We start from the raw sequence: 20792 nt of genomic DNA, 5'->3' as shown, positions 1-20792 counted from the left end.
TAGGAGATGAACATTGTGGAGACATTAAATAAATCATTATTGGAAGATTTGATAAAAAAAGTTATCGCTGAACAATTAGACATAGGAGGAATCCAGGCAATAAATAAAACCGTTGACTCGAGCGGTGTGATATCAGTTAGTATTCCAACAATCAAAGTGACAGAAGAAGATCGTTTGGATACTGGAAGCAAAGAGGATATTGTCTACACAAAGGATATTTTTACTTTGAAAGAGAGTCCTAGATTAGGATGTGGGGTCATGGAAATGGCTGATACTACATTTGATTGGACATTGAAATATGACGAAATAGATTATGTCATTGAAGGCCAGCTTGATATCTTGGTGAATGGAAAGACAATCAGTGCCGGAGAGGGAGAAATAATATTTATTCCTAGAGATAGCAAGATCCAATTTTCAGTAAAGAATCATGCACGTTTTTTATATATCACATATCCAGCTGACTGGGCAAACCAATGATTATAACCTGTCAATAGATTTTAAAATAATTCAAGAAATTCTATCAGGAGTTTTAGGAAAATATATTTCGAAAAAGAAAGGTTGGTGAAAAAACAATACATCTTCACCACCGGGTTAGAAACATGTAATGGGACAAGAATATTTCAGAAAGGATAATTAGAAATGGAGGAAATATCTTTACGAACAAAACTTAATATTGGTGCAAACTCGCTTGACAGTCTGCTGAAGATAACAGGACAAAAAGTCTTTATTATCGCAGATCCATTTATTGTCCAGTCAGGAATTGTTAGTGAGGTCACGAATCGGCTTCATTCTAATCATAATGAGTACTTAATTTTTAGTGATATTATCCCCGACCCTCCTATTGAAACGGTCACAATCGGTGTAAAGGCCTTACAGGAATTTTATCCTTCGGTCCTGATAGCAATCGGAGGTGGTTCAGCAATTGATACAGCGAAGGCGATTAAAGAATTTTCGATAAGATTATTTAAACAGGAAAATGATTTAAAATTTATTGCAATTCCAACTACAAGTGGTACAGGATCGGAAGTTACTTCATTTTCGGTAATTACTGATCAAGAAAAACATGTTAAGTATCCGCTTATTGCAGATTCTTTATTACCTGATGAAGCTATCTTGGATCCTAATCTTGTCATTTCTGTTCCTCCGGTCATTACCGCTGATACTGGTTTAGATGTTTTAACGCACGCATTAGAAGCATATGTTTCGACTAATGCCAACGATTTTTCCGATGCATTGGCTGAAAAGGCTTTCCAGTTAATTTTTGATTACCTATTGCGTTGCTATAACAATGGAAAAGACATCGAAGCAAGAGAAAAGGTTCATTATGCATCTTGTTTGGCTGGAATGGCTTTCAATATCGCAGGACTTGGGGTCAATCACGGGATTGCACATGCGTGTGGGGCGCAATTTCATATTCCTCATGGAAGAATGAATGCTCTTTTACTAACAGCAGTAATTGAATATAATGCTGACCTGAAGGGTTTTTCCAATAGCACACAAACACTCACAGCGCAAAAATATGCCCAATTAGCAAAAAAAAGTGGTTTCTCGTCAAGCAACATTAGAAGTGGAGTAACAAGCTTGATTCAACATATTCAACAATTAAAAAAAGATCTAAATATGCCGCAGAATTTAAGAGCATGCGGACTGACATATGAGCAACTGATGAAGTCTTTAGAGACAATAACTGAAGCAGCATTAAAGGATGGATGCACAAAAGCAAATCCAAGGTTGCCAACAACAAACGATATTGAAGCAATTGTTAAGCAAATTTTTTAAGTTCACAAATTGTTTAAAAAGTAAACGCTCACAACTAATATTTTTCTTTTATACTATAAATAGCACAAGGAAGTGCAACTTTCATTAAGAGAGCAATGGGGCTTTTGAAAAAAGTTATTTTTTTTCAAAGCTCCTTTTTGTTTTTAATTTAATAAATCCTTTATAGGGCAAAGGAGGAAAAAGGTAGGATTGGATTAAAAATGGATCATGAAAATAAAGATAGGGTCATTCAGGAATATGTACCTGGTAAACAGGTAACATTAGCGCATATTATTGCGAATCCAGATTCAGATTTATATAAAAAATTAGGCCTATCAAATCTTTCAACTAATGCTATTGGAATTTTAACGATTACTCCTAGTGAAGCGTCAATTATTGCTGCTGATATTGCCACAAAAGCTGGCAATGTGGAGATTGGATTTGTAGACAGATTCAGTGGATCAGTTGTTCTGACAGGGGATGTATCTTCAGTCGAGTATGCACTGAATGAAGTTATAAATGGACTATCGTCGATATTGAATTTTTCTATTCCTCAGGTTACGAGAACATAGGAGATAACGATGAAGAAAATTATTTTGATTGGTAAAACCGGTAGTGGGAAAACAACCCTTTGTCAAAAGCTTCACGGGAAAGTCGTTGAATACCAAAAAACCCAGGCAATAAATCTGTTTGAACATGCGATCGATACTCCTGGGGAATATATAGAAAATCGCTTTTATTATAAAGCCCTAATTGTAACAGCTGCAGATGCAGATGTTATTGGTTTAGTACAAGATTGTACTGAAGAAGATAGTTTCTTTCCTCCTTCCTTTGCTGCTGTTTTTCCAAAGCCCATTATTGGGATTGTTACAAAGATTGACTTAGCAAACAATAAGCGGCAAGTGAAAGCTGCAGAGGAACATTTGCAAATAGCCGGGGCTGAAAAGTTGTTTCATACGTCCGTTTCAACAGGTAAAGGAATTGAAGAATTAAGGAAGTATCTGGAGCTTGATTGAATTAAGACAACAGCTTAAGGAGAATTAAATAAAATATGAAAAAGCGAATTGTAATTGTCGATGATGAACCGATTACAAAAATCGATATACGCGAATTATTATGCGAAGCTGGCTACGATGTTGTGGGAGAAGCTTCCGATGGCTTTGAAGCAATAGATGTATGCAGAATGTATTCTCCCGATTTAGTTATCATGGACATTAAAATGCCCATTTTGGATGGATTAAAAGCAAGTAAAATTATTATGCGTGAAAAACTTGCAGGTGGAATTTTATTGCTTAGTGCTTTTAATGATACTGACTATATTCAACAAGCGAGGGAAGTAGGAGCGTTAGGTTATTTAGTTAAACCGCTGGATGAAAAATCATTTATTCCAACAATTGAAACGGCTATTGCAAAAGGAAAAGAATTGAACAGGCTAGAAATTGAAGTGAGAAAGGTATCACAAAAGCTAGAGGATAGAAAGGCAATAGACATTGCAAAAGGGTTACTTATGAGGGAACGCCAATTAACGGAAGATGAGGCCTATAAATTTATAAGAAAATTGAGCATGGATCGGCGCTGTTCCATGGGGGAGATTGCCAGAACAATCATGATCATGTATGAGTGATAAGAAACGGATCCTAGAACTTTGTCAACAGTATACCAACTTAACAAACGATGACATAGAAAAAATTTTGAAAATGGCTGATGTCGTAGACATCATGGTTGATTTTTTAGAATGTGATATCTTCATTGATGTACCAACAACAAGGAAGGATGAATCAATTGTTGTTTACCATTGTAAACCAAAGGGAAAGTCCATGTACTGGGATACTCCAGTCGGTGAAATGGCAAAACGAGAAAATGAACCAGGTGTGTGGCACGTAATGTCAACTGGTGAGCATACAAGTAATATAAAGGCGCAAACACAAGAAAACCGCTATGTGACACAAGATATTTATCCAATCTGTAATGAGCAGAAGGTTATTGGCACATTAATAATGGAAAAAGATATTAGTGATGATATTGAAAAAAATTTCAAGCTTAATGATCAGCGTCAAGAATTGCTGCCGTCTACTCTACTGTCAATCAAGAGCCTAAACGATTATTTAGACGATGCCATCTTAATTTTTGATAAAGACGGTTTTCTTCAATTCAAAAATGTGAAGGCTGAAATTCTTTATAAAAGCTTGGGTTTTATGGATGAAATTGAAGGAAAGCATTATGACGATTTGACTATCAATGAGATCACATTCGAGCAATTATTAGTAGACGAAGGACTTAACTTTAATCATGAGGTGAAGATTGGGGACTACTACTTCTTAATGAAAAAAGTGGTTGTGCCGAATAGTGAGGAAAAAATTGCGGTGGTGTTACGAGATATCACCCAGATAAAAGATAAAGACGCAGAATTGACCTTAAAAGCGGTAGCGATAAGGGAAATTCATCACCGGATAAAAAATAATCTGCAAACGATTGCCTCGTTGTTACGAATGCAGTCAAGAAGAAGTAATAACGCTGAGGCAAAACGATTACTAAAAGACAGTATGAATCGAATTTTGTCGATAGCGGCAACCCATGAATTATTATCAAAACAATTAAGCGATGCAATTAATTTAAATCAGGTAATCCAGTTTGTCCTAAATAACTTACATCAAAGCTATTCTGATAACAATAAAATTAGCCTGCATTATGTATCTAATGAAGATTTTATGATTAACAGTGATCACGCCACAGTTATTGCTTTGATCATTAATGAGTTAGTACAAAATTGCTACGATCATGCTTTTGGGGAAAATAATGAAGGTACAATACAGGTTAAGGTGCACAAAGAGAATAGTAAAATTAACATTTCTGTTATCGATGATGGGGCTGGCTTTGACTTTTCAAATGAGGTAAAAAATAGCTTGGGCTTTTCCATTGTCCAGAGTTATGTAAAGGACAAATTAAAGGGAACTCTTCAATTCAATAGGCTGGAGAAGGGGACTGATATTTCCTTCCAGTTCGAATTACAAAATGAATAAAATTTAATTTGTATAATGTGACGCAATGCAGCGTCAAAATCCGGAAGCAAAGAGGCTTAAGGTTATAAGTAGTTTCTGTGTAAGAAATTATTATATCCTTAAGCCTTTTTGTTTTCTTGCGGGACAGGAGGTGAGGAGATGAATGAACAGATTTTAAGTGTTGGAATTGATATTGGAACTTCGACCACCCAGTTAGTTTTTTCGAATATTACGATTGAAAATATGGCATCAAGTTTTACTGTACCAAGAATTGTCATTGTTGATAAGAAAGTTATTTATAAGAGTCGAATTATTTTCACACCGCTGCTTTCTGATAACAAAATTGATATGGAAAAAATTGAAGAGTTTGTCAATCAAGAGTATGAAAATGCAGGAATTCAAAAAAAAGATATTCAAACCGGAGCCGTTATTATAACTGGGGAAACAGCTAGAAGGGAAAATGCCAACGATGTATTGCAAACATTAAGCGGATTTGCTGGTGATTTTGTTGTAGCAACGGCAGGGCCTGATTTGGAGAGCATTATTGCAGCTAAGGGAGCAGGAATGCATGTTTTTTCAGAGGAGCATTCCACGTCGGTCATCAACATTGATATTGGTGGAGGTACTAGTAATCTAGCCTATTTAAATAAAGGTGAAGTCATAGATACAGGCTGTCTGGATATTGGTGGAAGGCTCATCAAAATTGACCCGGGATCTAAGAAGGTAACCTATATTTCACCAAAAATAAAGGAATTGATTAAGGAAAGAAATTTGAAGGTTGAAGAGGGCAAGACAACATCGTGCGAACAATTGCAGCCAATTATAAATGAAATGGTACAAATAATTGAACAAAGTGTTGGTATGGAAACTACTTCTTCATTTTATCATCAGGCAATTACACATAAAGGATTACAACCACAAGCAAAGGCGAAGTATTTATCATTTACGGGAGGTGTTGCCGATTCTATCTATAACGAGTCAGATGAAGATCCCTTTAAATTTGGTGATATTGGAATTCTTCTTGGAAAAGCTATCCGCCAATCAATGCTTATGAGTGCCTTTAACATCATTACGCCGGCAGAAACAATAAGAGCAACAGTTGTTGGGGCAGGCACCCATACAACCGAGATAAGCGGCAGTACGATTACGTATACAGATGGTCTTTTTCCTCTAAAGAATCTTCCAGTATTGAAGATTGCGAAAGAAGAAGAAACACTGGATGCTCGTTTACTAAGTGAAACAATCCAAAAGAAACTGGATTGGTTTAAGGTAGATGGAAACATCGAAAATGTAGCAGTTGCTTTTTGTGGAAAGCTAAATCCTTCATTCCGGGAAATTCAATGGTACGCAGAGGGCCTGCTAGATGGAATGGAGAGTTTGCTTACAAAACGATTTCCTATGGTTATCATCACAGAACAAGATATTGCAAAAGTATTAGGTCAGACCATTTATGCAAAAATTGGGTATCCAATAGACCTTATTTGTATAGATGGAATTCATGTGGAAAATGGCGATTACATCGATATCGGGTATCCGGTAGCTGATGGAAGCGTTCTTCCCGTAGTGATTAAAACGTTAGTGTTTCATTAATTTTGCCTTGAGAGGAGGATATTTATGATTTTAAAAACAAAACTCTTTGGTCGGACATACCAGTTTAAAAGTGTTAACGAAGTAATGGCAAAGGCTAATGAGGAAAAATCAGGAGATAAATTAGCACAGATTGCAGCGGAGTCTGCCGAGGAAAGGGTAGCAGCAAAGGTGGTTGTCGCAAACTTAACGTTGGCTGATTTGCGTAACAATCCGGCTGTCCCTTATGAAATCGACGAAGTTACGAGAGTCATTCAAGATTCTGTTAATGAAAAAATTTATAACGAAATTAAAAACTGGACCGTACAGGAACTTCGTGAATGGATCTTGGACCAAAATACAACAGGTTTAATGATTAGGAGAGTTTCAAGGGGTTTAACCTCGGAAATGGTTTCAGCTGTCACAAAATTAATGTCTAATCTCGATTTGGTTTATGCTGCCAGAAAGGTAAGAGTCTCCGCAACGGCTAATACAACGATTGGGTTGGAAGGAACCTTATCAGCGCGGCTTCAGCCAAACCATCCTACAGATGATCCGGATGGTATTATTGCCTCCATTATGGAAGGGTTATCTTACGGTGTTGGGGATGCCGTTATCGGATTGAATCCGGTAGATGATTCAGTCGAAAGTGTATCGAGAATTTTAAGGAAATTTGATGAATTTAAAAATAAGTGGGAAATTCCGACGCAAATTTGTGTTTTGGCACATGTCACTACCCAAATGGAAGCCATTCGAAAAGGGGCCCCATCCGATTTGATTTTCCAATCAATTGCCGGTTCGGAAAAGGGAAACACCGCGTTTGGTATTAGTGCCTCGTTACTGGAAGAAGCACGTCAGCTTGCGTTAAAAGAAGGAACAGCTATGGGGCCAAATGTCATGTACTTTGAAACGGGACAAGGCTCTGAATTATCAGCTAATGCTCATCATGGTGTCGACCAATTAACAATGGAGGCACGCTGCTATGGGTTTGCAAAACAGTTCCAACCATTTTTGGTTAACACCGTAGTTGGTTTTATTGGGCCGGAATTTCTTTATGATTCCAAACAAGTAATCCGTGCCGGTCTTGAAGACCATTTTATGGGTAAATTAACTGGAATTCCAATGGGCTGTGATGCCTGCTACACGAATCATATGAAGGCAGACCAGAACGATATTGAAAACTTAGCAGTTTTATTAGCATCAGCTGGAGTTAACTATTTCATGGGTATACCTCATGGAGACGATGTCATGCTGAATTACCAGTGTACAGGCTACCATGACACTCCGACATTACGAGAACTGTTGGGGCTAAAACCGATTAAGGAATTTGAGCAATGGATGTTCAAAATGGGCTTTATTGATGAATATGGCAAGTTAACTTCAAAAGCCGGCGATGCATCGACGTTCTTAAAATAAGGAAAGGAGGAATTTTGAATGGTGAATGAGACAGAATTAAAATCCTTGATCGCAAATATTTTAAAAGACATGGTTGGAGATGAAAAGGAAGAAAAACAAAAGATTGAGGTGCAAGGGGCGGAACAACTAGTCTGTCTTGATTGTGAAGAAGCATGTTTAGAGGACATTACGGAGTTTGATATTAAGAAGCAATTACTCGTACCAGAACCGGAGGATAAAGAAGGATATTTAAAAATGAAAGAGAAAACCCCGGCAAGAATTGGTGTTTGGCGGGCCGGCCCTCGTTATAAGACAGTTACGTCCCTTCGCTTTCGAGCAGACCACGCGGCCGCGCAAGATGCCGTTTTCTCCCATGTTTCAGAGGAGTTTGTTGAAAAAAATGGTCTGATTCCGTTTCAAACTCTTTGTCAAAGTAAGGATGAATATTTAACCCGGCCTGACCTTGGTAGACAGTTTTCGGATGAAATGGTTCAGAAAATGAAGGATGTCTGCGGTAAACCGACAGTACAATTGGTGGTCGGTGACGGCCTAAGCTCTGCCGCCATTGAAGCCAATATGGAAGATATCCTTCCAGCTATTAAACAAGGCCTAAAGATGTACGGAATTGACATTAACAATATCATGTTTGTGAAATATTGCCGGGTTCCTGCGATGGATGTGATCGGTGAAGCAACAGATGCGGATGTTGTTTGCCTGCTTGTTGGAGAACGTCCAGGATTAGTTACAGCGGAGTCGATGAGTGCCTATATTGCTTATAAACCGACCGTTGATATGCCGGAAGCAAGAAGAACAGTTGTCTCCAATATTCATAAAGGCGGCACATCTCCAGTAGAAGCAGGCGCCCATATTGCTGAAGTCATCAAAAAGATGATTGACAAAAAGGCTTCCGGCATTGATTTGAAAAATTAACGGAAATGGGAGAGATAAAATGAAACATGAACCGATCCACGCAACAGTTTTGAGTGTAAAAATAATTTCTAATGTCAACCCTGATTTATCAGAGAAGCTTGCATTAAAACCTCATCATAAAAGTATTGGTTTAATTACAGCTGATATTGATGATGTTACCTATACCGCATTGGATGAAGCAACAAAAGCAGCGGATGTAGACGTTGTTTATGCCAAATCAATGTATGCCGGAAGCGCCAATGCCTCAACGAAGTTAGCCGGGGAAATCATTGGGATTCTTGCTGGTCCAAGTCCAGCCGAAGTAAGGAGCGGAATCAATGCAGCTATAGACTTTATTGAAAATGGCGCCCATTTTGTTAGCGCAAATGATGATAACTCGATTCCGTACTATGCTCATTGTATCTCTAGGACAGGATCTTATTTATCACAAGTAGCCGGTATTAAAGAGGGAGAAGCAATTGCCTACTTGATTGCACCTCCACTAGAGGCTATGTATGGTCTAGATGCTGCATTAAAAGCAGCAGACGTTCAACTTGCAGCATTTTATGGTCCACCTTCAGAAACAAACTTTGGCGGCGGTTTATTAACAGGCAGTCAATCAGCTTGTAAAGCAGCATGTGATGCTTTTGCGGCGGCAGTTGAATTTGTAGCAGAAAATCCAACGAATTTTTAGGTAGTTGACTATGAATACAACTGCTCTTGGACTCATTGAAGTAAGAGGATACGTCGGAGCAATCGAAGCCGCAGATGCCGCGCTGAAAGCTGCAAACGTCACATTGCAAAATATAGAAAAAATTAGAGGTGGACTAGTCACCATCATGGTGATTGGGGATGTAGGGGCAGTTAAAGCAGCTGTGGAGGCTGGGGCAGAGGCAGCAGCCAAATGCAGTACAATTCTATCGTCCCATGTCATCGCAAGAGTTCATGAAGAAACAGAACAGATCCTTATTCAACCTCGTAGGAAAGCAACTCTTCCTAATGTAGAGGATCAATCTCAATTAGTTATGGAAGAACTAGAAGAGACGATAGAAACGGAAGAAATTGGATCAGTGAAAGAAGAAGAGTTCCATCCTACTGTAGAAGAAGCTGAGCTAATTACACAGCAACAAGAAAAATTAGTTGAAAAATCCTCGGAGCCAGATATCAACAATCTTGAAGGGCTAACTGTTGAGGAGCTAAGAAAACTTGCTCGTTCCTGTCATATTAAAAATATAAAGCCCAGCCAAATAAAATATGGCAGAAAGGAATTTCTATTGGAAATATTAACAAATCATTTAAAGGAGATCCAAGGTAAATGACCTTATTAGATAAAGATTTGCGTTCGATACAAGAGGCACGTGAGTTAATTGGCAAGGCGAAAGCCGCGCAATCACAGCTTGCACTGTTAAGCCAAGAACAGATTGATCGAATTGTTAAGGCAATTGCCGAAGCTGGCTATGATAATAGGGAGGAACTGGCAAAAATTGCAGCGGTAGAAACAGGATTCGGCAAATGGGAGGACAAAGTGTTAAAAAACGCCTTTGCTTCTCAGGCCGTGTACGAATCACTTAAGGATTTAAAAACAATTGGCATTCTAAAAGAGGATATGCAACAGAAAGTAATGGAGATTGGTGTTCCATTAGGAGTAATTGCAGCATTAATTCCCTCGACCAATCCGACATCGACAACCATTTACAAAGCGATGATTTCCCTTAAAGCCGGAAATGCAATTATTTTTTCGCCCCATCCAAACGCTATTAACTGCATTTTGGAAACAGTCCGGGTGATTAAAGAAGCTGCGGTAAAAGCGGGATGTCCAAGCGATGCTATAAGCTGTATGTCGATTCCAGCTATTGAAGGTACAGAAACGTTAATGAAACATAAGGATGTCTCATTAATTCTAGCAACTGGCGGGTCCGCAATGGTAAAGGCTGCCTATTCGTCGGGAACCCCTGCAATCGGGGTAGGACCTGGAAATGGCCCTGCCTTTATTGAAAGAACTGCTAATATTCCATTAGCTGTAAAACGAATCTTTGATTCTAAAACCTTTGATAATGGCGTTATTTGTGCTTCTGAGCAATCAATTGTCGTAGAGGAGTGCATCCGTGAAGAAGTAATTGAAGAATGTTCAAAGCAGGGCGGTTATTTTCTTTCTGAAAGAGAGCGAAAACAATTAGAGAAATTTATAATGCGCTCTAATGGAACAATGAATCCAGCGATTGTTGGAAAAAGCGTTGAGCAAATAGCCAAATTAGCAGAATTAAACATTCCGGATGGCACAAGAGTATTAATTGCCAAGGAATCAAGAGTCGGACGAGACGTACCATACTCACGGGAAAAACTAGCACCAATCTTGGCTTTTTATACAGAAAAAGATTGGCAGGCAGCATGTGAGAGATGCATACAACTTCTTTTGAATGAAGGAGCGGGGCATACCTTAATCATTCACTCTGAAAATGAAGAAGTAATTAAACAATTTGCCTTGAAGAAACCAGTTTCAAGATTACTAGTTAATACTCCTGGTGCTCTAGGGGGTATTGGGGCAACGACTAATCTTGTCCCAGCACTTACACTTGGTTGCGGTGCTGTTGGAGGAACATCTACATCGGATAATATTGGTCCGTTGAACTTGATCAATATTCGCCGTGTTGCCTATGGAGTTAAGGAACTGGAGGATCTGAGGGAAAATACACCAACATGTGAACCATCCTTTGGGGTTTGCGATCAAAAGGAATTGATTGAATCAATCGTGAAGCAAGTGCTGGCACAATTACATTAACTAGATGATTGTTTTAATGAAAATGATGAATTTAAACATAAAAATTCGAGGAGGAAGTAAAAATGGCAAACACAAATGCATTAGGAATGATTGAAACAAAAGGATTAGTTGGAGCAATTGAGGCAGCAGATGCAATGGTAAAAGCAGCAAATGTCACTTTAATCGGGAAGGAACAAATCGGTGCTGGCCTTGTTACAGTAATGGTTCGCGGAGATGTTGGCGCTGTTAAAGCGGCAACAGATGCCGGTGCTGCAGCTGCTGAACGTGTCGGTGAATTAATTTCAGTTCATGTAATCCCACGCCCACATACAGAAGTAGCTGCAATTTTGCCTAATGTAAATGTTGAAGAGTAAGAAAGAACGACTGACCCGTATACAAAACTTAAAAATACGTTGTTGCATTCAAGGAGACTTCTTTAGTCGTACGGGCCAGTCTTCTTTTTATAAGGAAGTGACATAAATGGCTGTGCTAACTGAAAGTGAGATTCGTAAACTTCTAAAAGGAAAAGGTCTTAAAACAACAGATGCATTAGAAATTCCCAAAGGGACAGTTGTAACACCATCGGCCAAAGGATTTTTAGCTGAGCACCATATTAAACTGAAGTTTATTGAGAAGCAAACTGCTATAAATGGGCAGCAAGTCGCAGCAAAGATAGATAAGTCGGAAGAAAAGAGATATCCTTATCGAACTTTATATGGAGGCAATTTAGAAAAAAAACCGGAGCATATGACAGCCTTGTATGGCAATGTTCTCGTATTTAAAGACCATAAACGGATTGTTTTACGTGGAAAACTAGATTCACTAGAGTCAAAGATTATGGAAACGCAAATTGCATTTCAAAAACTTAAAGTTCCAAGATTGGTTGAAGATCTGCAAGAGATTCTGGAGTTTGTAAGGAATATCCTTAGATGTGAAGTACTTGGGGAAGAAGTAAAGGAATTTTATCTCCAACACATGAATCCCACCGAGCTAAGGGAAATGTCCCACCATCCGAATAAATATTTCGGAACCGGACATTTTATTCCAGACTATCAAATGGGAGAAGAAGTTGTTCTTCTAAACTCCTTAAGAAGTTCGGTTCGAGAAACGGAATTAGCTGCTTACGCTGCTTTTAGAACAGAGACAGGCGATGCTGAGCGAGGCGATATTATCCTAGCACTAAACCGTCTTTCCTCCTTATTTTACATTATGATGTTTAAGTTTAAAACTGGCCAGTACAAATCATAAGAAGGATGGTGAGATGGATTGCAAATCGAAACACTAATCACTGAGGTTTTCTCGAAAGTAAAGGAACAGTTCATTGAGGTTGAAGCATCCGGTCGCCATATTCATTTAAATCGGACAGCGATTGATCAATTATTTGGAGAAGGATATCAATTAACAAAGAACCGAGAACTTTCACAGCCAGGTCAATTTGTTTGTAAAGAAAGGCTGACCATTATTGGCCCAAAAGGGAAATTCGAAAACGTTGTAATTTTGGGACCGGAACGAAAGGACTCGCAAGTTGAAGTATCGTTAACAGATGCTGTAACTCTTGGTATTAAAGCTCCAGTTCGTGAAAGCGGTAATATTTTCGGCACCCCTTCCATCATTTTAAAGTCGCCTATAGCTAAAATCATGCTGCCAAATGGTGTCATTGCTGCCAAAAGGCATATACACGTAAGTCCAGAGGATGCCAAACGTTTTAAACTGGAAGACAAGGAAATTGTCCAGGTCAAGGTGTATGGCAGTCGCCCATTGATCTTTGATGATGTATTAGTCCGAGTTAGTGAAAAATATCGCACCTATATGCATATTGACTATGATGAGGCAAATGCCTGTGGCTTTAGCAAAGGTACCTTGGGCCGAATTATTAAAAATGGCGCTTAGGAGGTGATAGTAATGGATTTTGAACGATTAGTAGAGGCTGTTTATCAGGAACTTGCTTGTAAACTGAAACAAGATAAAAAGCAAGGATCGGTATGTGTCCTCTCCCACAATCGGGTTCCTGAACTAGAACGGATTTTCAAAGAATCCTCTGATATCGTTTATTTTTCTAAAGAAAATTACTTGGAGCATGGTCCGTATAAAATGGTCCTCATTCCTCGTTTAACAGTTACGATGCTGGCAAATTTGGCAAATGGTATTGGAACAACAGTTGAAGAACAATTTATTCTCTATCAATTATTACAGGGCCAAAAGGTTATCGTGTTGCAAAATGGAGTGGAATACCGTGAATACAAGAAGCAGTCACCTGCGTTATTATATAAAGTTTATGAGGAATATGAAAAGAAATTAAAAGGTTTTGGAGTTTTCTTTTTATATAGTAATGAATTGTTAAAAGAGCCAAAACAATTAGAGAAAGAAAAACCGGAACAGTTGACGGAGCAAGAACTGAAAGTTCCCTGTAAAAAAAGTTCAAAAATCACCAAGAGAGTGATTTCTGAAGCTGATTTACAAAAAATGCATTTACAAAATATAAAGGAAATCATCATTAGTGACAAAAGTATCATCACTCCACTTGCAAAAGACTTTATTCGGACACATCATTTGGTGATTACTCATCAAGGCAGGGAATTGTCATGATTGTCGGAAAAGTTGTCGGAAGTCTATGGGCTACAAGAAAAGACGATAAATTAAATGGGTTAAAGTTTCTCGTAATAGAACCTCTATATGAGAATGGTGATATGAAAGGCTATTTCGTTGCCGCTGATAATGCCGGTGCTGGTGTCAATGATTTGGTACTGATTAGTCAGGGCGGGGGTGCAAGGGCGTCACTCGAAAATCCAAACATACCAGTTGATGCCGTAATTGTCGGGGTCATTGATTCAATCGAGGTTGAAAATGAATAATGCTATTGGAGTATTGGAGCTTCGGAGTATCAGCAGAGGCTATTTGACAGCTGATTACATGTTTAAAAAAGCACCAGGCCCTTTCATGTTCACTTTCGGGGATTGATCCTAAATATATAGTAGATTCTTCAGAAATACACTCTCCAAGTACGGAACTAAAACATTTAATCCTAAATAAAAAATTGGGGGACTCCAATAATGGGAATCAATGATATTATTTTGTATTTAATGGTTATTTTTATGGTGATAGGGGCTTTAGATAAGTGCTTCAAAAATAAAATCGGTTTAGGCGATAAGTTTGATGAAGGGATTATGGCAATGGGCTCTTTAACATTGGCCATGGTTGGGATTATCGTAATTGCACCTGTATTGGCAAAGGTATTAAGTCCAATAATTGTCCCTATTTATAGTGCCCTTGGTGCTGACCCATCGATGTTTGCAACAAGTCTTTTGGCGATTGATATGGGTGGCTTCCAGTTGGCTCAGGAGATGGCTAAAACACCGGATGCTGCAATGTTTTCAGGGGTTATCTTAGGATCAATGATGGGACCGACCATTGTGTTCTCGATTCCTGTTGCATTAGGAATTATTGAAAAGAAAGATCATAAGTTTTTAGCGACCGGGATTTTGGCAGGAATGATTACCATTCCTCTTGGGTGTTTAGCAGGAGGGCTAACAGCTGGGTTTTCAATTATTATGATTTTGAAAAACCTTGTTCCAATCATTTTAGTTTCCGCTTTAATTGTGGTAGGTCTTTGGTTAATACCTGAAAAAATGATCAAAGGGTTTACCATTTTTGGACATGGTGTTGTGGTTGTTGCAACAATTGGTCTTGCGGTTGGGATTATTCAGACATTAACTGGGCTAACAGTTATTCCGGGAACAGCAAAAGTGGAAGAAGGGGTTTCCATCGTCGGCAGTATTGCGATAGTTCTAGCAGGAGCTTACGTTATGGTTGATGTAATTACGATAGTATTCAAAAAGCCACTGTTGAAATTAGGGAAGCTTCTCGGTATGAATGAGATAGCTGCAGCTGGTATGATTGCAACTTTAGCTAATAATATTCCGATGTTTTCGATGTTAAAAGATATGGATGACCGCGGTAAAATTATCAATGTTGCTTTTTCTGTATCTGCAGCCTTTGTATTTGGTGACCACTTAGGCTTTGCAGCTGGTGTAGCAAAAGATATGATCTTCCCAATGATTGTTGGTAAACTAGTTGGAGGAATTACGGTAATCTTTGTTGCGATTTTTATCGCTAACAGAATGTTTGGAAAGACAGGAGATAAAGGTGGACAATCTCCACTTGCTAAAGCTAACTAAAGTTTTTGGTTTGATGCAATTTTCATGTCTGAATTATGGTCGTTTTCCTTGTTTGGTTGTTCAGAAAAAATATCTCTTTTGAATTAGAATAGATATATTTTACAAAATGTCATAAAATCGCCAATTAATTATGAATTTCTCATGATATAATTAAATTGGCACAACGGCGTGCAATAAAAGCAAAGGAGCTTTATAGAGATTTTTTTCTCTTTAAAGCTTCTTTTTTTTGGAAAAGGTGGATAGGAAAGGATTGTTTTGAAAGTAATACACACGTATTTTAATTTTCTGGAGATGCGAATATAAGTAATTGGGTAAATAAAACTGAAAAAATTATGGGTATTGAGGAAGAGAAAATATGAAACTCAAATGATGGAGAAGAGAGGGATGGAACGTAGATATAATGCCGTTCATTTAGAAGAGGACATAAAGATGGGAAACAAATCGATACATATCACGGAGTGAATATACAGAAAGAAGGTAAGAATCTAAATGAAATTCAAAAGTATTAAAATGCGTACATTGGCAATTATACTTCCTTTATTACTGGTGATTTTTGGGTCTATCATATCGGTCACCTATATTAATGCTAAAGGTCTACTGGAAGAACAGATAAATTATCGAATGAAAAATAGATTAGATGGTGTGACACAATCCGTAGAAAACTATTTGCTGGAAACAAGTAGTATACCTGAGCAACTTACCAGGATGATTGAAGTATCACCAAAGAGCTACTCTCTATCAAATTACCAAAAAATCCTTACAAATGTTTTTTCTTCAAATAAAAATGCGTTTGGAGGAGGAATCTTTTTTGAACCTTATAAATATAAAAAGGATTTAAGATATTTTTCAACCTATGCTTACTGGGATCAAAATGCAATAAAAACAACACAAAAATACAGTGATGTAAAATTTGATTACACATCTCAAGATTGGTATCAAATTGCAACCAATACTGATAAACCTGTTGTGCTAACAAGTCCGTATCTCGATACGAACGTAAACGTCTCTATGGTAACGGCTACTGCTCCATTTTATGATCAGCAAAAACAATTTCTTGGTGTGGTCACAGCTGATATTGACTTAAGTCAAATCCAAAAAACGATTGAGGATATTCAAGTTGAAAAAACAGGTTATGCATTTTTAATAGATAATAATGGAACATATATTGCTGCACCTGACTCCGAAAAAGTGATGAAAGCGAAGATTACAGAAGATAATGATGCCAATTTGGCGAAGTTAGGCAGTCAAATTATCGAAAAGAAAAACGGATCCCTTCGCTTCACAAATAGCAGTAATGTGGACACTTCTTTATTTTTTAAAAAAATACCAAACACAAATTGGACAATTGGTCTAGTGGTTCCAGATGATGAATTGTATGCATCATTAAGTTCACTTTCAAACATTTTAATCATTGTCAGTTTGGTAGGAATTGCATTAATTGTTTTAGTGATTCTTTTTTATAATCAATCCATTGTGAAAAATATTAATAAAGTCAATGACATGGCTTTAACATTGGCTAATGGCGATTTCCAACATCAGTTAGATATCAAGAGCCAAGATGAGTTTGGAAAAATGGCCGGCTATTTAAATCAAATGAAAGATAACTTTTTACACATCATTCAACAAGTGAAAAGTCAATCAGACCAAGTGGCAGCAACCTCTGAAGAATTATCGGCTATCGCTGAAGAAACGAGCACAGCAAACGTTCAGATTAATAATGCAATTCAGGAAGTCGCTATTGGATCCAAAACACAGGTGGAAAGAACCACCCATTCAACAGAGGTAGCTGAAGAAATTACAACTAGAATGGAACAAGCATTAGGTTCTAATACTTCCATTTCAAACTTGATATCAGAAACGAACGATAAAGCTAATAACGGTAGCGCAGTGGTTAGGAAGGCGATTTCCCAAATTGATTTGGTTCATCAAACGACTGAAGAAACAGCCAGTCGGGTGGATGAATTAGGTGAAAAATCCAAACAAATTAATCAGATTGTTGATTTGATTACCGCTATTTCCGAACAAACGAATTTGCTGGCATTAAATGCCTCTATTGAAGCGGCGAGAGCCGGAGAAAACGGCAGAGGTTTTGCGGTGGTAGCAAATGAAGTAAAAACTTTAGCGCAACAATCACAGGAAGCGGCAAAAAATATTTCTGTAATTATTGAAGATATTGAAAGCGAAGTCGAGAAAACCGTTACGGCAATGAATAATAATAAACAAATGGTCCAAGATGGACTGGAATTTGTCAATCAAAGTGGTAAAACATTTAATGAAATTGCCCAAATGATAGGCGAAGTTGCGAAAATGTCAAAAGAAGTTTCAGATCATTTAATGGGGGTTAATAACAGTTCCGAGGAAATGGTAAAAGATATTGAAAACGTAGCGAACATAGCTGAACAAGCATCAGAAAGAATACAAAATGTCGCGATGTCAGCGAAAGAGCAAAATTTGGCAATGGGCGAAATTGCTGTATCAGCTGAAACACTTAAAAAAATGGCCCAAGAGTTACAGGAATCGACCAGTATGTTTAAAATATAAAAAATTGGTGCAAGAGTAAGAGGGAATTGAAAAGAATCCCGAGCCAATATTTTGTGAATATACAGAGACTGATAAGTCTTCGTGTAAATAATTGGGGAATTTTTAACCAATTTTACAAGCAAAATTAGGCTGATTCTACAAAGTTTCAGCCTTTTATTTTATAAAATCAAGCTAAGGTAAAGCGTGAGCATAATATTGTTTTGTCAGGATAGTACAAAAAATGTAAAAAAATTATAAAAAATAGCAAAATATTCAGAATTATATCAAAAAATATGGTAAAATTTAATCACCTTAAAAAAAGAGAATATTAAATGCTGCGGGGACGGTGATGGAATGGAATGGCAGATGCGGATCTTAGAACTATGCCTTATTGCAATAATCGTATTTGGTATTTTAATTGTGGTATATTTTGTAGGAAAGCTTGCTGTACAATCCAAAAAACTAAAAACGAGTGAACAATACTACCAGTCCCTCTACGATCATAATCCCGATATGATTTTAACAATAGACTTGAAGGGGAATCTGTTAAGCGCTAATTCGGTAGTCGAGTCTTATGGTTATACCATAGAAGAACTGCTCCAACGTCCGTTTGCTGAATATGTTGCCCCGGAGAAGTTAAAGAAAACCGTAAAATACTTTAGAAAGTCGATAAACGGTACAGCCGCAAATTACGAAACAACGATTTACAGCAAATCAGGAGCACGAATCGAATTGGATGTAACCAGCATTCCCATTATTATTAATGAAAAAATTGTCGGCGCCTATGCTATTCTTAAGGATATTACGAGATTTAAACAGGCGCAAAAAGCCCTTATGGAAGCGGAATTGAAATATCGCAGTTTAGTCGAGGAATCTTTGGTCGGTATTTATATTATCCAAAATGGCCGGTTCGTGTATGTGAACCCACAATTATTACAATGGTTTGGTTATACGTATGAAGAAATAATTGGAGAAAAACTTTCCGAATTCATTCATCCTGAAGACGTAGCCTTTGTACAGGAAAATATTCAAAAAAGGTTTACTAATAAAAATAAAGGGATGAAATACCAATATCGTGGAATAAAAAAAGATCAAAGTATTATTTATCTGGAAGTGTATGGGACGAAAACGATTTATCAAGGGAAACCGGCTGTCATTGGAAGTGTCATTGATATTACCGAGCAAAAAATGGCTGAAGAGAAGATCAAACATCTGGCCTACTATGATGCTTTGACCGGGCTGCCTAACCGTTATCAATTTACATCCCACTACCAGGAAACAATGGCAAACCGAGAGATTAAAACAGCAGCGATCCTTTTCCTTGACTTGGATCGCTTTAAATTAATCAATGATACATTAGGCCATGACATGGGCGATCTTTTATTAAAAAAGGTCTCCGAGCGGCTAAAAGATTGTATCCTCCCTGATGATTGTCTTGCAAGATTAGGCGGAGATGAATTCATTCTATTTCAGCCCAATGTTAACCAAGAAGGAGCTTTAAAAACAGCGGAGAAAATTTTATCACGTTTAAATGAACCATTTTTGTTAAATGAATATGAAATGTATGTCACACCAAGTTTGGGAATCAGCCAATATCCTCAAGATGGTGACGATATTGGCATATTAATTAAGAAAGCCGATTTGGCAATGCACCAGGCAAAAAGAATGGGGAAGAACAATTATCAATTTTACGAAAAAAGGTCAATGGAACAAATAAACGATAGATTGGAGCTGGAGAAAGACCTCCGCAAGGCGTTGGAACGGGAAGAGTTTATCTTATTCTATCAGCCGAAGCTGGATATTTTTACGGGAAAAATTGTTGGTGTAGAGGCCTTGATTCGTTGGCAGCATCCACAAAAAGGAATGATTTCGCCAGCCCAATTTATACCTTTGGCCGAAGAAACCGGCATGATTATTCCAATTGGGGAATGGGTACTGCGAAAAGCCTGTTTAGACGCAAAGGCGTTTCGCGAAGCAGGATTTCCGCCGCTGGTTGTTTCCGTTAACCTATCATTGCAGCAGTTTTTTCAACCTAACTTTTCTCAGATGGTCGGCCAGGTATTAACAGAAACGGAGATGCCTCCGGAACTCCTAGAACTGGAGATTACCGAAAGTATGATGATAGATACTCATCATGCACTCATGATTGTTCGTGAATTACGGAAATTTGGGGTTAGAATTAGTTTGGATGATTTTGGGACAGGGTATAGCTCACTCCATTACTTAAAGCAATTTCCCATTGATAAATTAAAAATTGATCAGTCGTTTATTCGTGATTGTCTTGTCAATTCTAATAATGCCACAATCGTAAAAACAATTATTGCCATGGCCCATCAGTTACAATTAGAAATTAATGCTGAAGGGGTGGAAACAAAAGAGCAGCTATTATTTCTTCAACAGAATGATTGTCATGAAGTGCAAGGATATTTATTTAGTAAACCGTTACCTATTGAAGAAATTCAAGCTAACTTTGACGATATAGTGAAAGCGGCCAGCCAACTAAGTAAGGTAGACCCAAAATTAGGGCTGGTACTTTAATCAATTGAAAAAATGGCGAGAAAGCAAGGGAAGGAAAACAAATTAGGACGTATGAGTAAAATTAATGTGGGCAAAATTTAACCCCTTCATTTGGTGAGGGATTGTCAGATCGCTCACCAAATGAAGGGGCCACCAAGCGAAAGCGCGGTAGTGTTCTAAGCTAAATACATGAAA

General features: G+C 37.8%; 20 protein-coding genes. All 20 read left to right on the top strand.

The window, feature by feature from the left end:
• Positions 1–15: 15 nt before the first annotated feature.
• The 20 genes from JK635_RS21720 (at position 16) to JK635_RS21625 (ending at position 20618) form a co-directional block, all read left to right on the top strand.
• The gene (locus JK635_RS21720; RefSeq protein WP_202656025.1) at positions 16–477 is read left to right on the top strand and encodes a EutQ-related cupin domain-containing protein; all 462 of its coding nucleotides are present in this window, start codon (positions 16–18) and stop codon (positions 475–477) included.
• A gap of 162 nt (positions 478–639) precedes the next feature.
• The gene (locus JK635_RS21715; RefSeq protein ID WP_202656024.1) at positions 640–1779 is read left to right on the top strand and encodes a 1-propanol dehydrogenase PduQ; all 1140 of its coding nucleotides are present in this window, start codon (positions 640–642) and stop codon (positions 1777–1779) included.
• 200 nt (positions 1780–1979) lie between these two features.
• Positions 1980–2330 (top strand): ethanolamine utilization microcompartment protein EutS, encoded by a 351-nt coding sequence (eutS, locus tag JK635_RS21710; RefSeq protein ID WP_202656023.1) that lies wholly within the window; start codon positions 1980–1982, stop codon positions 2328–2330.
• 9 nt (positions 2331–2339) lie between these two features.
• Positions 2340–2774: a EutP/PduV family microcompartment system protein gene (locus tag JK635_RS21705; RefSeq protein WP_202656022.1), complete on the top strand. Its 435-nt coding sequence runs from the start codon at positions 2340–2342 to the stop codon at positions 2772–2774.
• Positions 2775–2809: 35 nt separating this feature from the next.
• Positions 2810–3382 carry an ANTAR domain-containing response regulator gene (locus JK635_RS21700; RefSeq protein ID WP_202656021.1) on the top strand — a complete coding sequence of 191 codons (573 nt, stop codon included), beginning with the start codon at positions 2810–2812 and terminating at the stop codon, positions 3380–3382.
• Positions 3375–4778 carry a GAF domain-containing sensor histidine kinase gene (locus JK635_RS21695; RefSeq protein WP_202656020.1) on the top strand — a complete coding sequence of 468 codons (1404 nt, stop codon included), beginning with the start codon at positions 3375–3377 and terminating at the stop codon, positions 4776–4778. Before JK635_RS21700 ends, JK635_RS21695 begins: the two co-directional genes overlap by 8 nt.
• A 138-nt stretch (positions 4779–4916) precedes the next feature.
• Complete coding sequence (eutA, locus tag JK635_RS21690; protein ID WP_202656019.1) at positions 4917–6347, top strand: ethanolamine ammonia-lyase reactivating factor EutA; 1431 nt, start codon at positions 4917–4919, stop codon at positions 6345–6347.
• Positions 6348–6371: 24 nt separating this feature from the next.
• The gene (locus JK635_RS21685; RefSeq protein WP_202656018.1) at positions 6372–7739 is read left to right on the top strand and encodes an ethanolamine ammonia-lyase subunit EutB; all 1368 of its coding nucleotides are present in this window, start codon (positions 6372–6374) and stop codon (positions 7737–7739) included.
• 21 nt (positions 7740–7760) lie between these two features.
• Complete coding sequence (eutC, locus tag JK635_RS21680; protein ID WP_202656082.1) at positions 7761–8648, top strand: ethanolamine ammonia-lyase subunit EutC; 888 nt, start codon at positions 7761–7763, stop codon at positions 8646–8648.
• 19 nt (positions 8649–8667) lie between these two features.
• The gene (gene eutL, locus JK635_RS21675; protein WP_202656017.1) at positions 8668–9321 is read left to right on the top strand and encodes an ethanolamine utilization microcompartment protein EutL; all 654 of its coding nucleotides are present in this window, start codon (positions 8668–8670) and stop codon (positions 9319–9321) included.
• Between the two features lie 10 nt (positions 9322–9331).
• The gene (locus tag JK635_RS24825) at positions 9332–9946 is read left to right on the top strand and encodes a BMC domain-containing protein (RefSeq protein ID WP_202656016.1); all 615 of its coding nucleotides are present in this window, start codon (positions 9332–9334) and stop codon (positions 9944–9946) included.
• Entirely contained in the window at positions 9943–11406 is a 1464-nt protein-coding gene (locus JK635_RS21665) for an acetaldehyde dehydrogenase (acetylating) (RefSeq protein WP_202656015.1), read from the top strand. The genes JK635_RS24825 and JK635_RS21665 overlap by 4 nt, the downstream gene beginning before the upstream one ends.
• A gap of 62 nt (positions 11407–11468) precedes the next feature.
• Entirely contained in the window at positions 11469–11759 is a 291-nt protein-coding gene (locus JK635_RS21660) for a BMC domain-containing protein (RefSeq protein WP_202656014.1), read from the top strand.
• Between the two features lie 106 nt (positions 11760–11865).
• Complete coding sequence (locus JK635_RS21655; protein WP_202656013.1) at positions 11866–12633, top strand: cobalamin adenosyltransferase family protein; 768 nt, start codon at positions 11866–11868, stop codon at positions 12631–12633.
• Between the two features lie 18 nt (positions 12634–12651).
• Positions 12652–13275, top strand: a complete 624-nt coding sequence (gene eutD / locus JK635_RS21650; RefSeq protein WP_202656012.1) for an ethanolamine utilization phosphate acetyltransferase EutD — start codon at positions 12652–12654, stop codon at positions 13273–13275.
• A gap of 12 nt (positions 13276–13287) precedes the next feature.
• Positions 13288–13971, top strand: coding sequence for a hypothetical protein (locus JK635_RS21645; RefSeq protein ID WP_202656011.1), 684 nt, complete (start codon positions 13288–13290; stop codon positions 13969–13971).
• Positions 13968–14237, top strand: a complete 270-nt coding sequence (locus tag JK635_RS21640) for a EutN/CcmL family microcompartment protein (RefSeq protein WP_202656010.1) — start codon at positions 13968–13970, stop codon at positions 14235–14237. Before JK635_RS21645 ends, JK635_RS21640 begins: the two co-directional genes overlap by 4 nt.
• Positions 14238–14435: 198 nt before the next feature.
• Entirely contained in the window at positions 14436–15560 is a 1125-nt protein-coding gene (eutH, locus tag JK635_RS21635; RefSeq protein ID WP_202656009.1) for an ethanolamine utilization protein EutH, read from the top strand.
• A 489-nt stretch (positions 15561–16049) separates the two neighbouring features.
• Complete coding sequence (locus tag JK635_RS21630) at positions 16050–18101, top strand: methyl-accepting chemotaxis protein (RefSeq protein ID WP_202656008.1); 2052 nt, start codon at positions 16050–16052, stop codon at positions 18099–18101.
• Between the two features lie 333 nt (positions 18102–18434).
• The gene (locus JK635_RS21625; protein ID WP_202656007.1) at positions 18435–20618 is read left to right on the top strand and encodes a sensor domain-containing protein; all 2184 of its coding nucleotides are present in this window, start codon (positions 18435–18437) and stop codon (positions 20616–20618) included.
• Positions 20619–20792 lie beyond the last annotated feature (174 nt).

The organism is Neobacillus paridis, from assembly GCF_016765675.1.
Lineage (GTDB): Bacteria > Bacillota > Bacilli > Bacillales > Cytobacillaceae > Neobacillus > Neobacillus paridis.
This window is presented reverse-complemented; position numbering and strand designations above follow the sequence as displayed.